At 68.8% G+C, this 14,233-nt stretch carries 9 protein-coding genes; 1 reads left to right on the top strand and 8 read right to left on the bottom strand.

Annotation, left to right across the window (positions count from 1 at the left end; genetic code table 11):
* Positions 1–13: 13 nt before the first annotated feature.
* The 3 genes from BLP73_RS03725 to BLP73_RS03715 are packed head-to-tail and all read right to left on the bottom strand — an operon-like array spanning position 14 to position 3,629.
* The gene (locus BLP73_RS03725) at positions 14–613 is read right to left on the bottom strand and encodes a response regulator (RefSeq protein ID WP_090740423.1); all 600 of its coding nucleotides are present in this window, start codon (positions 611–613) and stop codon (positions 14–16) included.
* Positions 610–3,159, bottom strand: a complete 2,550-nt coding sequence (locus BLP73_RS03720) for a hybrid sensor histidine kinase/response regulator (protein ID WP_090740419.1) — start codon at positions 3,157–3,159, stop codon at positions 610–612. The genes BLP73_RS03725 and BLP73_RS03720 overlap by 4 nt, the downstream gene beginning before the upstream one ends.
* Positions 3,156–3,629 carry a putative pterin-binding protein gene (locus BLP73_RS03715; protein WP_245686540.1) on the bottom strand — a complete coding sequence of 158 codons (474 nt, stop codon included), beginning with the start codon at positions 3,627–3,629 and terminating at the stop codon, positions 3,156–3,158. Before BLP73_RS03715 ends, BLP73_RS03720 begins: the two co-directional genes overlap by 4 nt.
* Positions 3,630–3,905: 276 nt before the next feature.
* On the opposite strand from BLP73_RS03715, the gene BLP73_RS03710 reads away from it, so the two are divergent.
* Complete coding sequence (locus BLP73_RS03710) at positions 3,906–4,706, top strand: Rossmann-fold NAD(P)-binding domain-containing protein (RefSeq protein ID WP_175453225.1); 801 nt, start codon at positions 3,906–3,908, stop codon at positions 4,704–4,706.
* A 52-nt stretch (positions 4,707–4,758) separates the two neighbouring features.
* Here the strand turns inward: BLP73_RS03710 and BLP73_RS03705 are convergent, their stop codons facing one another.
* The 5 genes from BLP73_RS03705 to BLP73_RS03685 all read right to left on the bottom strand — a co-directional run bounded on the left by BLP73_RS03705 (position 4,759) and on the right by BLP73_RS03685 (position 13,997).
* Positions 4,759–6,057, bottom strand: coding sequence for an HlyD family type I secretion periplasmic adaptor subunit (locus tag BLP73_RS03705; RefSeq protein ID WP_090740414.1), 1,299 nt, complete (start codon positions 6,055–6,057; stop codon positions 4,759–4,761).
* Positions 6,054–7,805 carry a type I secretion system permease/ATPase gene (locus BLP73_RS03700; RefSeq protein ID WP_090740412.1) on the bottom strand — a complete coding sequence of 584 codons (1,752 nt, stop codon included), beginning with the start codon at positions 7,803–7,805 and terminating at the stop codon, positions 6,054–6,056. The genes BLP73_RS03705 and BLP73_RS03700 overlap by 4 nt, the downstream gene beginning before the upstream one ends.
* Before the next feature lie 82 nt (positions 7,806–7,887).
* Complete coding sequence (locus BLP73_RS03695; RefSeq protein ID WP_175453224.1) at positions 7,888–12,177, bottom strand: M10 family metallopeptidase C-terminal domain-containing protein; 4,290 nt, start codon at positions 12,175–12,177, stop codon at positions 7,888–7,890.
* Between the two features lie 177 nt (positions 12,178–12,354).
* Positions 12,355–13,242 (bottom strand): MJ1477/TM1410 family putative glycoside hydrolase, encoded by an 888-nt coding sequence (locus BLP73_RS03690; RefSeq protein WP_090740410.1) that lies wholly within the window; start codon positions 13,240–13,242, stop codon positions 12,355–12,357.
* A gap of 107 nt (positions 13,243–13,349) precedes the next feature.
* Positions 13,350–13,997 carry a response regulator transcription factor gene (locus BLP73_RS03685; protein WP_175453223.1) on the bottom strand — a complete coding sequence of 216 codons (648 nt, stop codon included), beginning with the start codon at positions 13,995–13,997 and terminating at the stop codon, positions 13,350–13,352.
* Between the last annotated feature and the right edge of the window lie 236 nt (positions 13,998–14,233).

Below are 14,233 nucleotides of genomic sequence, written 5' to 3'. Positions count from 1 at the left end.
TGGCGGAAGGCGGCTAGATGTCGGCCGGGGCCATCAGCGCGGCCTGCGTCCGGTTGCGGGCGCCGAGCTTGCGGCAGAGGGTCTTGACGTGCAGCTTGATCGTCACCTCCTGCAGGTTGAGGTCGCGCGCGATCTCCTTGTTGGACTTGCCTTGGCGCAGCCCCGCCAGCACATCCGCCTCGCGCTGCGTGAGATTGCCGCCGGTGCCCGTCGTCTCCTCCTTCATCAGGTCATAGGGGGCGAAGACCCCGCCCGCATGCATGAAGTCGATGGCCGCGGCCAGCGCCCGGCCGCTGAGGGTCTTGGACAGAAAGCCGCTGGCGCCGGCGGACAGCGCCTGCCGCGCGAGGGCGGGCGAAGTCGTCCCCGTCAGAATGGCGACGGGCTTGCCGCCGACTGCCGCACGCAGGCGCGCCAGGCCGTCGAGCCCGTTCATTCCCGGCATGTCGTAGTCCAGCAGCACAAGCTCGAACGGCTCGGCGGCGGCCTCGACGGCGGCCAGCGCGCTTTCGACGCAGTCGACCTCGGTCACCTCGAAGCGGCTTTCGTTGCGCAGCAGGCTGGACAGCGCCTCGCGCACGAGGCCGTGGTCGTCAGCTAACAGGATCTTCATTGCATGACCTCACGCCCCGCGCTTCTGTCCAAGGGGTAGCAGCCCGAGGTTTCCAAATCATTGAGACGACGCTGATATCTGCTGACGTCCTTCGCGCCGGGCAGGATGCCCACGATCTCGCGCAGCTGCGGGACCAGGATCGCCCGGTCCGCGCCCTGCCGCAGTGCCGTCTCGAGCCGGATCAGCCGGCCGTGCAACTCCTTGAAGCCGCCGAGTGCGGCCGTTCCGGCAGCCCTGTGCACCCGCGCTGCCGCGTCCTCCTGCGAAAGGCAGAGATCGCCGAGATCGGTCCGCAGCTCGTCCTCGATGCGCTGGCCGAGGCCGGGAGGCAGGGAGGGTTCGGCAGGCACCGGCTCCTCGGCCCCGGCGCCGCAGATGTCGTTCAGCACCGCCGTCAGGTCGCGAAGCTGCAGGGGCTTGAGAAGCGCGCGGCGCATGCCGGCGCGGCGGAAACGGGCGAGATCCTCGGGCAGGGCATGGGCGGTCAGCGCCACGATCGGCGTCGCGACGTTCGGTCCCTCGGCTAGGATGCGCTGCGCGGCCACCGTGCCGTCGAGGCGCGGCATGCTGATGTCCATGAGGATGAGGTCGAAGACCGTGCCCCCCGCGATCTCGCAGGCGCTGAGCCCGTCGGCCGCCTGCACGACCTCGCAGCCCAGATGCTGCAGCATGTCCGAGACAACGAGGCGGTTGATCTCGTTGTCGTCGACGACGAGCACGTGCAGGTTGCGCGAGGCGGCGGGCAGCGGCGCGGCCGGCTCGGCGTCGTCTGTGGTGTCGGGGCAGGCGGCCTGCGGCAGGCAAAAGCTGATCGAGAAGACGGTGCCCTCGCCGACGGCGCTCTCGACGTCGATCTGCCCGTCCAGCGCGCCGACGAGGTTGCGGACGATCGACAGGCCCGGTCCCGTGCCCTCGGCCGTGCGGTCGAAGGTGGCGTCCAGCGTCACGAACTCTTCGAAGATCCGGGCGAGGTTCTCTTCGGCGATGCCGATGCCGGTGTCCGAGACGCGCAGCTCGACCTGGCCGGGTCCGGCGCTGCGGTCCAGCTCCACGTGGATGCTGCCGTTCTCGGTGAACTTGATCGCGTTGCCGATCAGGTTGATGAGGATCTGCTCGATCTGGAGCGCGTTGCCCAGAAGAAGACCGTCCTGCTCGCCCACGAGGCCGATGGTGATGTGGTTGCCCCGCGCCTCGGCATGGGCCTGCAGGCTTTCGACCGTGCTTGCGACCACGGCGCGCAGGTCCAGCGGCGCGGCGGTGGCGGCGCCGTCGGCGCGCGAGGCGTCCAGCACGTCGTTGACGTGGCGCAGCAGCATCCGGCCGGACTGCTCCATCGCGTCGAGATAGTGACGCTGCCGCGCGTCCGGCCCGGTCAGCTTCAAGAGGTCGAGCGTGCCGAGGATGCCGTTCAGCGGGGTGCGCATCTCGTGGCTCATGACCGCGATCAGCCGCGCCTTCGCCCGTTCGCCGGCGACGGCGCGGTCGCGGGCCTCGATCAGCTCGGCCTCTTCCTGCGCGCGGCGCGAGACGTCGCGGACATAGGCGACGAGCAGGGGGCCGCGGTCGTCATGGGCGACGGACCAGGACATCTCGACCGGGATGACGCGGCCCGACTTGTGCTGCGCCGTCGCCTGCATCACCGCCGGCCCGCTGCCCTCGCCGCCGGTGCGGCCCATCTGCACCTCGGCCAGCAGCGCCCGCACGGCGTCGCGCTGCGTCGGCGGCGTCAGCAGCTCGATCAGGTCGCCGTTGATCACCTCGTCCGGCTCGTAGCCATAGATGCGTTCGGCAGCCTTGTTGTAGCCGCGCACCCGCCCGTCGGGCCGGGCGAAGAGGATGGCATCGGTCGAGGCGTCGAAGAGCGAGCGCATCCGCTCGCCCGTCGCCGCGATGCGCGAGGTCTGCACCCGTGCCGCGTTCACCATGACGAAGAGGACCAGCGTTGTGCCGACGAGGACGAGGAACAGCGGAACAACCATCAGCGACAGCTGGAACAGGGTCTTGACCACGTCCTGCCGCCGCAGGTCCGACTCGCTGGAGAACTGCCGCACGCCGGCCAGCGAGATCTGCCGCACGAGGGGAAGCGCCGCCTCGGCCTGCGCGGCCAGCCGGTCGAGCGAGGCGAAGAGCAGCGCGTCGTCGCCGTCGATGACCGGGATCGCGCCGTCCAGCGCCGCCTGAAGCTCGTCGAGGGCCGGGACGATGCCGGTCCGCGCCCGCAGCCCCGTAAAGGTGCGCCCCGTCCGCAGGGTCTGAAGACGCGAATAGAGGATGTCGAAGCGCTTGCGCAGCTCGTCGGCCTGGTCGGCATCGGCGGGATCGTCCTGCAGCAGCAGGATGGCCCGCTGCAGGGCCATCGCCTCCACTTCGGTCTGGGCCAGCGACCATTGGGTGCTGTCCGAATTGGCGATGCCCAGCTCCTCGATCTGCCGGCGGATGTCGGCATTGTGGCTCCAGGCGACGACCGCCAGCACGCTGACGGTCAGCGCGACCAGCACCGGCAGCAGGTGGGCGATCAGCCCCTTCATGGCCGCGGCGCGGGTCATTCCTTAAGGGCGATGCGGTCCAGCTGCCAGATGCTGCGGGAGTAGTTCACCTCGGTCTGCAGCGACGGCTCGCTGTCGAAAGGATAGATGACCCAGAGCGGTCCCTTGTCGCGCGTCGACATCACCTCGTCGTTCATCCGGTAGGCGACGATAGGATAGCTGTCGGTGATCTCGGCCACGGGGATGTCGATGGCATAGTCGTTGATCGCGGTGGCCTGCACGCTGCCTTCCTCGATGCTGGCGGCGTCGAGAAGCGCCTTCAGCGGCACGCCCTCGAAGCTGGCCGTGCCCGAGGTCCAGATCGTCGAGGTCTCGAAGGTTACCGGCTCGAACGCCTCGAGGGCCGGCAGGTCATAGGTCTGCACGCCGGCCGGGCCGGTCACGGTCAGCAGCTCGGCGGCGCCGGCAGCAAGGGGCATGGCGAGGGCGGCCATCAGTGCGAAGGGCGCGATCACGGTGCGGTGGGACATGGTCAACTCCGGGAAACGACAGACAGGATGCGCGGCGTCGTCGGCCGCAGGCTGCCGCATGTCTTGCCACAGCTTCGCGCCTTCCGGTTGAGGAAATTGGCTAAAGGTCTTCCGACCCGCCGGGAATCCGCCCCCTGCTATACCTCTGGCTAGTCTTCTGCCGGTCGTATAGGCGCAGCGCGCCATCCGCGCCGCCCCGATCTTCTTTCCGACGCGCGACGTGCCCGGCGCCGTATGGCATCAAGGCTCAACAACCAGCCAAGAGGAGTGAAGGTCATGATGGCTCAGGGTTACAAAGCTGCCGGGATCGCGATGCCGCTGCTGCCGGCTCAGTCGGTCATCTCGATCCTGGGCATCGACGCCACCACCGCGGCGCAGGCCTCGGCGCTTCTGGACGCGGGCTACAACGTCATCTGCGCCGATGCCGATCCCGAGAAGGTCGAGGCGCTGTCGCGGCAGATCGAGCGGACGGCGCCGGGCGGTCTGCGCGGGCTGGCCCGGGGCTGCGCCTCCAGCGCGCTGCGCGTTACCGACGATCCGCTGATGGCGATCATCGACAGCGACGTGACGGTGATCTGCCAGGGCGCCAGCCAGAACTTCCTGGGCGAGATGGACACCTACGTCCTGTCCGCGATGGGCCGCACGATCGGCGCAGCGCTTGCACACAAGGCCGGCTTCCACGTCATCATCCAGCAGGCCGCGACCGAACCCGGCACCACCCGCGGCGTGCTGCTGCCCGCCATCGAGGCGGCGTCGGGCCTGCGCGCGGGCGTCGATTTCGGCCTCTGCCACATGAGCGACCGGCTCGAGGCCGAGGGCGATGCGGCGGCCGAGGACCTGCTTCCCGTGATGCTGGGCGTCACCGACGCACAGACCGCGCGCCGCCTGGACGTGATCTTCACCGCCATCGGCATGCAGGCGACGGTTTCGACGCTTGAAGTGTCCGAGATGACCAGCAGCCTGCCGTCGCGCAGCCGGGCGTTTCCCTGGGCCGGCAAGCCTGCGGCGCAGTCCGATCTGAGGTCCGGGCGGCACATGCTGTTCCCGCTGAAGGCCGCGTTCGCCACGCCGGCCTGAGACGCGCGGCGGCAGGTGGTTGTCACCGGTGCCCGCGCGCAGCAGGAAGCTTTCAAGTCTCGCGGAAGGCCCGGTTGAAGTAGTCGGCCAAGGGCTTGAGCAGATAGGCCATCGGGGTCCGGTCGCCGGTCTGGACATAGACCTCGACCGGCATGCCGGGGACCAGGGCCAGGTCGGGGCGCTTCTGCAACTCGTCCGGCATGATCGAGACCTCGACCCGGTAATAGGGCGTCCGCGTCGCCTCGTCGATCAGGACGTCGGCCGAGATGCGGCTGACACTGCCCTCGATCTCGGCGCTGGTGCGCGAGGAGAAGGCCGAGAAGCGCAGCGCCACCGGCTGGCCCAGCTGGATCTCGTCGATGTTGATCGTCGCGATGCGCGAGGTGATGACCAGCGGCCGGTCCTGCGGGATGATGTGGAGCAGCGGGTCCGCCGGACGGATCACCGAGCGGGGCGTGGTCACCTGCATGTTGTAGACGATTCCCGCCACCGGGGCGCGGATCTCGAGACGGCCGATCTGCTCGGTCAGGCTGCGGCGGCGCTCGGCCAGCTCCAGCTCGCGATAGCCGACATCGCTCAGCTGGGTCTCGGCCTCCTCGCGGCGCTCGGCCGACAGCCGCAGGCGCTGGATCTCCAGCTCGCGCTGCCGGATCAGCGCGGCGGCCCGGTCGGCCTGCAGCGCGCCGACCTGACCGTCCAGCCGCGCCGCCTCGCGCTCGAGCGCCAGCACGCGCGAGGCCTGCGCCAGGCCGCGGTCCAGAAGGCTCTGCTGGTCCTTCAGCTCCTGCGCGATCAGGTCGCGCTGCTTGGCGAGAGCCTCGATCTGGGCGTCGATGCCGCCCACCTCGGCGTCGATCTGGCCGGCCAGCTGGGCCAGCTGGTCCAGCGACTGCCGCAGCGTGTCGCGGCGGGTCTGGAACAGGCTCTCCTGACCGGCGATCAGCTTGGCATAGGTGTCGTCCAGCGCCGCCGCCTCGCGCAGCGCTGCGGGAACCTCGATCCTGGCGGCGTCCGCCCGCTCGGCCTCCAGCCGGCCGCGGCGGGCCAGGATCTCGAAATACTGCCCCTCGACGATGGTGCGCTCGCTGCGCAGCAGATCTCCGTCCAGCGACAGAAGGATTTCCCCGGCTTCGACCGCCGCGCCGTCGCGGACCGCGATCGTCGCGACCACGCCGCCATCGGGGTGCTGGACCACCTGTCGCTGGCGCTCGACCTCGACCTGGCCGCTGGCGACGACGGCGCCCGAGATTTGGGTGCCCATCGCCCAGGCCGTGAAGCCGCCGACAAGGATGGCGATGGAGAGAAGGCCCGTCAGGATGTGGCCCCGGACCGACCAGTGCGGCGCGCTCATGCGACACCTCCCTTCTGCCCGGCGGTGTGGGTGCGCAGGATACTCGCCGAGTTCTTGACCATCTCTTGAAGGACCTGATCACGCGGACCGAAGGCGCGCCTCTGGCCCTGTTCCAGGACCAGGAGGTTCTCGCATTCGGAAATGGCGGCCGGCCGGTGGGCCATGATGGCGACGGCGCCGCCGCGGGACTTGACCGCGCGGATGGCCTGGTTCAGCGCCTCCGAGCCCTCGTTGTCGAGGTTCGAGTTCGGCTCGTCGAGGACCAGCAGCACCGGGTCGGGATAGAGCGCGCGGGCCAGCCCGATGCGCTGGATCTGCCCGCCCGACAGCCGCCCGGCGGTCTGGCTGATGCGGGTGTCGTAGCCCTGCGGCAGGCCGAGGATCATCTGATGCGCGGCGGCGGCGCGGGCGGCGGCGACGACGCGCTCGGGGTCGGGCGCCTCGGCGAGGCGGGCGATGTTCTGGGCGATCGTGCCGTCGAACAGGGTGACCTGCTGCGGCAGGTAGCCGATCAGCGCGCCCAGCACGTCCGGCTGGAACTGGTTCAGCGTCGCCCCGCCGATGCGGATGGTCCCGGCGCCGGCGGGCCAGGCGTTGATCAGCGCCCGCGCCAAGGTGGACTTGCCGGCGCCAGATGGGCCGATGACGCCGAGTGCCGTGCCCAGCGGGATGCTGAAGCTGACCCCGCGCAGCGTCGCGACATTCGTGCCCGGCGGCGCGACCAAGAGGTTCGTGACCTCGAGCCGGGCCTCGGGGCGCGGCAGGGCGGTCGGCGCGGCCTCGGGCGGGTTGCGGGACAGAAGGCCCGCCAGCCGCGCCCAACTGTCCTGCGCGGCCTGCACCATCGGCCAGCCGCCGACCAGCTGGTCCACCGGGGCCAGCGCGCGGCCCATCATGATCGAGCTGGCGATCATCGCGCCCGGCGTCAGCTCGTGGCGCAGGACCAGCCAGGCGCCCGCGGCAAGCATCGCGCTTTGCAGGAACAGCCGGAAGCCGCGCGAGAAGACGCTGAAGCCCGCGGACATGTCGCCCGCGCGGACCGTGTCGGCCTGCGCCTCGGCGCGCGCGCGGCGCCAGCGCGCGAAGGTGGCGCCGCGCATGCCGAGGGCGCTGATCACCTCGCCCTCGGTGCTGTAGAGGTCGATCATCCTCTGGGCCTCTGCCCCCGCCCGCGCCGAGCCGCGCAGGGGGTCGCGGGTCAGGACGCGGTTCAGGATCGTGGCGCCGACGAGGATCGCCCCGCCGGCCGTGGCGACGACGCCCAGCAGGGGGTGGAAGACGTAGACGCAGGCGAGGAAGATCGGGGTCCAGGGCAGGTCGAAGAAGGCCATCGCGGCGGGCGCGCCGATCAGCCGCTGCACCGCGTCCAGATCGCGCATCCCGCCCGTGGTCGCGGCGGCCTCCTGCCCAGAGAGCGCGCCCTCGCGCAGCGAGGCGTTGAAGACCCGCGCCTCCATCCGGTCTTGGTAGCGGGCCGAGAGGCGCTGCATCACGCGGCTGCGGATCAGGTCCAGCACGCCCATCAGCAGGAAGAGGAAGATGATCAACACGAAGAGGGCCGTCAGCGTCGCGACGCTGCGCGAGGCCAGCACGCGGTCGTAGACCTGCAGCATGAACAGCGGCCCGGTGAGCATCAGCAGGTTCACCACCATCGAGAAGATGGCGACCGGAACCAGCAGCCGCCAGCCGACATCGCGCGCCAGCTTCATCTCCTTGGCGCCATCATGCGGAAGCGGGAACTGTGTCATGGCACGGCCTTCGAGGTGGGAGAAACGGGCGGGGGCGATGATCCCCGCCCTGAAAGGGCGCAGCGGTCCGCCGAGGCGCGGCTCAGAGGATGAAATCGCCCGCGCTCAGGTTGTGGACGCCGGCGAGCCGGATCACGGCCTCGGGCGAGGTGTCGAGGTTCGTGTTGATGTGGACGAACGTGTCCGTCCCGTTGTTGAACGCCCTGACCTGGTTCCCCAACCCGAAGATGAAGTTGGACGACCCCATCCAGAGGAACGGCAGAAGCGACATCCCGCTGAGGTCGATGACATCTCCTCCGGTCACGCCCGCCCCCTGGAAGTCCATGATGACGTCCGGGGCCGAGACCGAGCTGTCGCTGATCGAGTTGAAGACGAAGCGGTCGTCGCCCGTCCCCCCGATCAGCACGTCCGTGCCGGCGCCGCCGATCAGCCTGTCGTTCCCGGCGCCGCCCTCCAGCGTGTCGTTGCCGCCGAGGCCGCTCAGCGTGTCGTTGCCGGCGCCGCCGACGAAGCGGTTGGCCGAGGCGTTGCCGGTCGCGCTGTCCGCGCCCGAGCCGAAGACGAAGGTCTCGATGTTGAGGGCGATGTCCGACTGCCCCTGATTCGAGCCGGTGCCGCCGATGGTGACCGTGCTCGAGGACATGTTGACCGTCAGGTTGCTGGCATAGGCGGACAGGTCCAGGATGTCCGTCCCGGCCCCGCCGTCGAAGGTGTCGCGCACGTTGTCCACCGTCGCGATCAGCCGGTCGTCGCCGGCGCCGCCGTTCAGCACGTTCGCCCGGTCGCTTGCGGTCAGCACGTCGGCGCCGTTGCCGCCGTTCACGTTCGCGATGTTGGCGATCGAGACGAAGCCCGAGGCCGTGCCTGCGGTCAGGTTCACCGTCACGCCGGCCGACCCTGCCGCATAGCTCAGCGTGTTGGTGCCCCCCTGCAGGTTCAGCTGGAACTCCTCGACCGAGGTCAGGGCGGCGAAGTTGGTCAGTCCCGACAGGGCCGTGCCGTTCCAGGTCGCGGACATCGTCTGGCCCGCCGAGGTGCCGTCGATCTGCAGGCGGTCGGTGCCGGCGCCGCCGTCGATGCTGTCGTTGCCGTCGCCCCAGGTCCAGAGGATCAGGTCGTCGCCGTCTCCGCCGAAGATCTGGTCGTTGCCCTGTCCGCCGCTGAGGACGTCGCGCCCGGCGCCCCCGAACAGCCGGTCGACTCCGGCAAAGCCGCTGATCGTGTCGTTGCCGGCCCCGCCATGAAGGTGGTCCGCGCCGCCCGCGCCGTTCAGCCGGTCGTTCGCCGTCCCGCCCAGCAGCACGTCGCCCGCCGCCGTGGCGGTGACGACCGTCCCGGCCGCGACATAGGTGACGGCCGTGTCGTGACGCCCGGCCGCGTTGTATTTCAGCACGACCCTGCCGCCGGCCTCGGGCGTGCCCTCGTCGGTGCCGGTGATGCGGACGATGTCGCTGCCTTGTGTCCTGAGGGTGACGGCGGCGCTGCCCCGGCCCTCGAAGGCGAAGGACAGGTTCGTGCCGTTGCCCGTCACCGACAGAAGGTCGGCGCGCTGCGGCAGATCGCTCACCCGCGTGACGTCGGCCGCGTTCGGCCCCAAAACGACGTTGAACTGCCCGCCATCGCGGTCGAGGAACACCTTGCTCTCGTTCCAGGCATACCAGTTGGCCACGGACTGGATGCGCCCCTCGTCCGAAACGTCCAGCGCGAAGCGCCCCGCATCGGTCGAGTTGACCCTGAGCGACAGCATGTTGCCCTCGCGCGTGGCCTCCAGCGCGCTGGCCTGGAAGGAGCGGATGCGGTTGGCCAGATCGGCGCCGGTCACGAATTCCGTCCCGTCCGCGAAGGCCCGGCGGATGATCGTCAGGAACATCTCCTCGGTATAGACCTGCTGCGGCGAGCCGATGTCCCAGTTCGTCAGCCCGTAGTCGTGCCAGGGGAAGGCGATGATCGGCGTGTCGGCATGGGCGGTCAGCGTCTCGTATTCCGCCAACCACCGCGCCGTCGCCTGGTCTGGCGTCAGGCCGAGCCAGCCGATCAGGGTGAAGTCGAAGGACATGTTCGGCGCCAGGTAGACCTGGTTCATCTCGGCCGGGGACAGGAAGCCGAAGGCGCCGGGATAGCCGGCCCCGGTGCCCGAATAGCCGCCGCTGATGTAGTCGTAGTACTTGATGATCTCGCGGGTGGTCTCGATCCGCTCGGGCATGCCTGGCACCGCGGCGCCGGTGATCGGATAGCCGAGCCGCGCCTCCAGGATGGCGCGCGAGGTCTCGAACTGGAAGCGGTAGGACGAGAAGAGCAGCTCCTTCTCGGCGGCGGTCAGGGTCGTGGGGTCGACCGCGTTCGGATTGCGCGGATCGACCCGCGCGATCAGGGCCAGGATCTCGGGCGTGTCCCGCAAAAGCAGGTTCGTGTCATGGGGATGCGTATAGGAATGCGAGCCGATCTCGCTGTCGATGGCGCGCAGGCGGTCGTAATAGGCGCGCGAGACCGTCCAGTCCGTCCGCTGGTCCGGGCTGTCCGCGCCGATATTGACGTAATACGAGCCGACGAAGCCGAAATCAGCATAGGCCCGTTCCAGGATCGGCAGCATCCGGTCGTAGATGCTGGGCTGCGTGTCGATGACGTCATAGGCCTCCTGCGACTGGTCCATGTCGTTGCGCGAATAGAACAGCGAGTTGCCGCGGGTCATCGCCAGCGAGACGGACGGCTGGTTGTCCGCGGCGATCCAGCCGATCGCGTCCTGCAGGATGTTGCTGTTGCCGATGATCGCGTCGCTGGCGAAATGGACGTTGCGGCCCGCAGTCTGGGTGGCGATCACGCCATCGACCCGCGTGGTGCCGCCGCCCGGCGCCGACACGACCTGATCGAACAGCACCGTCCCGTTCCCGGTGACGTCGGTGAAGTTCAGGTACGAGATGTTGGTGTAGTTGCCGACCCGCTCACCGGCCCCGTAGCTGTCGAGGATGGGGTTCGTGCCGCCCCTCGCCTCGATCCCGATGCCCGCCGTCTCGCCAAAGCCCTCCAGCGTCACGCCGAGCAGCGTCTTCATCCGGGCGTAGCTGTCGCCCGCGATCGGCTCGCCGGTCTCGGTGTTCGTCAGGAAGTTGCCCGCCGCGACGAAGCCGATCCCGTAGGCGCGCTGCGCGGCCGCCAACGACTCGGTGATCTCGACCAGGTCCGCCGAGCGCACATGCGAGAAGCCGGGAAAGACCAGCACGTCGTAGTTGGCAAGGCTTGCGGTGTTCTTCAGGTCCTGCTCGGACAGCAGATCGAAGGGGATGCCTGCCTGGATCGCCTGGTTCTGCGCCGACATGATCAGCTGGTGATACGAGGTCTCGGCGTAGAAGTTCGCGGCCGTCGTCTCGGAGAAGACGATGCCGATCCTGAGGGCAGGGCTGTCCACCGCCGGCGTCACCACCTGGGCCCCGACGAAAAGGTTCACGTTGGCGTAGTCGTTGGGGATGAAGACCTGGTCGTTCACGTCGGCATAGACGCGCACGCGCTCGGTCCCGCCCAGCAGCGCCTTGTCGATGGCCAACTCCAGCACCCGCCCGTCCGGCGAGAGGCGGTAGTCGATATTGGCGACGAAGGTCTGGCCGGCGCCGCCGCGATAGAGCGCGGCCGTCCCGTCGGCGGCGAAGTTGACGTTGTATTCCGCGCCCCCCGTGAAGCCGAAGATCTGGTGGCCCGTGGCGCGGTTCGTGTCCGTGTCGAGCCAGATCGTGGTGCCGGCGCCGATGCGCGCCGTCTCGGAGGTGATCGCGAACTGGAAGCTGGTCTCGCCCTTGTCGCCGTAGAGCGCGAAGCCCGGCGTGCCGGTCGCGGGCGTGTCGAGGCGCATGGCGGCCGTCCATTCGCCAATGCGGCCGTCCAGAACCTTGCCGTCCACCGTGATCGGCGGCGCGGACTCGCCGCCCACGAAGATGTCGATATTGGCGTAGCTGTTCGGCAGGAAGACCTGGTTGTTCACGTCAGCGAAGACCCGCACCTCGGGCGCGCCGCCGATCAGACTGGCCGGGATGGCGAGTTGCAGCACGCGCCCGTCCGCCGAATACATATAGTCGATGTTCGACACGAAGGCGCTGCCTGCATCCCCGGTGTAGAGCCGCGGGATGCCGTCTGCGCCCACGTCGACATTGAACTCGGCGCCGCCGGTGAAGCCCCAGATCTGATAGCCGGTGCTGCGGTTCTTGTCCGCGTCCAGCCACAGCGTGGTGCCCGCGCCGATGGCCTGCGCGTCCGCCTGGAACGCGAAGACGTAGATGTCGCCGTCCTTGTAGCCGTAGAGGGCATAGCCCTCGGCGCCCTGGCCCGGTCGGTCCAGCCGTGCGCCGCTCGGGAAGTCGCTGATCGAACCAGTCAGAGTCGGCATGGAAAGCACCCCCATCTCGTCATCGGAGAGTTCGCCGGCCTGTCGGGCATGACCGGAACCTGATCCGATATCGCCCGGGGAGGGGGGCAGGTCGCAACCTATCTTTGGGTGGTTAGCTGTTGGTATACCGCGCCGAAGGTTGAGTCCGTCCAAGCGAGAACGGCGGTGCTGCGGCCATCACCGACGGGTCGGGCGGCGGCCGTCATTCCAGGGCGCGACGATGTCGCGACCCGCCATGCGTTCCCGAAGCCCGAGATTGACCGGATCAATGGTGCCGGTCAGCTGGCGATCGGCGACGAAGGGAACGAGGCCCGCAGCCAGCGCCTTGTCGATGAAGTCGCGCTGCGCCGCCTCCTGCGCGGGGTAGGACGTCGCGAGGACGAACTTCCCGGCCCGCTGCGCGATGCCGATCATCTCCAGATCGCCCGGCGTCCAACCCGCCGGCGCGTCGCCATCGTACCAGAGATCCTCGACGCCGATCCCGTCGATCGCCGCGAGATAGCCGAGGTTCGGGCCGGACCCGAGGCTGCTTTCCTCCACCGACAGCAGCCCGACGGCGTTCTGCGGGATGATGGCGAAGTCCGGGTCGGCGGCCTTCGCCCGCGCCGAGATCAGGGTGACGAAGTCCACCATCTCCTGGCGCAACGCGGCCGAGGTTCCGGGATAGGCCCGAACCACCTCCTCGGCCTCGTAGCCGTCGACGATGTCGAGGTAGACGCCGTCATAGCCGGCCGCCACCGTGTCATCGACACGGCCGAGGACGATGTCCCGCCATTCCGGCGCCCAGAAGGCGACGCGGTAGTTCCCCTCCCATTCGGGGTTCTCGGCCAGCAGGAAGTCCGGCGGTGAGAGGCGCCACTCTGGCTGCCAGTAGCCGCGGTAGTCCTCGGCCTCGCCGATGCTGGTATAGGCGTAGAGGATCTTCCCCTGCCTCTCGCGCAGATCGAGGATCTGGTCCGCGGTCAGGCCGGTGTCGTCCGGATCGACGACGGCGACGCGGAACGCGGCGGCTTCCAGCGATTGGTAGTCGGCATGTTGCAGCTGGTAGAGATAGGGCAGGTCCATCGGGAGCCCTCGAAGGCACGACGCTACAGCTGTAGCACCATAACCGGCATTGCGGCTAGCAGGTCAGGCCCATGGCCATGCGTGCTGACGATGCCGGCTGCGCCCGATCACAGGTGCATCTGGGACGCCACCGTGCCGTTCGCCTGCGCCGGGGCGTGCGGCGGGTCCACCGGGTCGATCGCCAGGGCATGCAGCGCGACCTGCATCCTGTTCTTGGCGCCGAAGTGGTGCATCAGCTCGCGGACATAGACCTTGACCGTCGCCTCGGTCAGCTTCAGGCGCCGTGCGATCTCCTTGTTGGTCTCGCCCTGCGCAAGGTAGCGGAGCACCTCGACGTGGCGCATCTTCTTCAGCGGCACGAGGTTCGTCGCCGGCTCATGTCCATCCTGCTCGACCGGAGGTCGGACATCCGCGCTGCACCCGCGCTGCGTCCCGAGGGTGCGGGCTGCCGCCGGGCGGTTCACCGGCAGCGCATGGGGATGGTAGGTGCCGCCGTTCAGGATGAACTGGACGGCCGCCAGCGCCACATGCGTCGGCATGGTCGTGGGGATGAAGCCCTGCAACTTGTTGTCGAGCGCGATGTCCACCTCGAACGGATCGGTGACATCGGACAGGATGATCAGGGGAACGTCGGGATAAAGCTCCTGCAAGCCGTCCGTGGTGCGGATGACGTCCCGATCTGACAGGGACATTCCGCCGACATTGATCAGGCAGGCGGCGATGTCGAGACCGGAGAGGTCGGCGGCTTCGCTCACGTCCTGGACGACATGCAGCTCGGCACCGCAGCGGACTGCCCATGGTGCGAGAAGTGCCACAAATGCCGAACCGCGAAACGTGTTGGGATCTACGAGCAGCAGATTGGTGGCCGTCATGGTAAATACTCCCGTAGAGGGACACTGATAAAACTCGAATTAATTCCACGTTAACGCCACGTTAATGTGTCTGCAAGAAAAGTTCCCCCTCCTGTCCGAAAATAGACCCGCAAGCCGGT

The organism is Paracoccus tibetensis, assembly GCF_900102505.1.
GTDB classification, from domain to species: domain Bacteria; phylum Pseudomonadota; class Alphaproteobacteria; order Rhodobacterales; family Rhodobacteraceae; genus Paracoccus; species Paracoccus tibetensis.
This window is presented reverse-complemented; position numbering and strand designations above follow the sequence as displayed.

Bases quoted from the DNA above. Each gene is read 5' to 3' on its own strand.
- BLP73_RS03710 (WP_175453225.1), top strand. From the start codon at position 3,906: ATGATGGCTCAGGGTTACAAAGCTGCCGGGATCGCGATGCCGCTGCTG.
- BLP73_RS03700 (WP_090740412.1), bottom strand. From the start codon at position 7,805: ATGACACAGTTCCCGCTTCCGCATGATGGCGCCAAGGAGATGAAGCTG.
- BLP73_RS03695 (WP_175453224.1), bottom strand. From the start codon at position 12,177: ATGCCGACTCTGACTGGTTCGATCAGCGACTTCCCGAGCGGCGCACGG.
- BLP73_RS03715 (WP_245686540.1), bottom strand. From the start codon at position 3,629: ATGTCCCACCGCACCGTGATCGCGCCCTTCGCACTGATGGCCGCCCTC.
- BLP73_RS03725 (WP_090740423.1), bottom strand. From the start codon at position 613: ATGAAGATCCTGTTAGCTGACGACCACGGCCTCGTGCGCGAGGCGCTG.
- BLP73_RS03705 (WP_090740414.1), bottom strand. From the start codon at position 6,057: ATGAGCGCGCCGCACTGGTCGGTCCGGGGCCACATCCTGACGGGCCTT.
- BLP73_RS03690 (WP_090740410.1), bottom strand. From the start codon at position 13,242: ATGGACCTGCCCTATCTCTACCAGCTGCAACATGCCGACTACCAATCG.
- BLP73_RS03720 (WP_090740419.1), bottom strand. From the start codon at position 3,159: ATGACCCGCGCCGCGGCCATGAAGGGGCTGATCGCCCACCTGCTGCCG.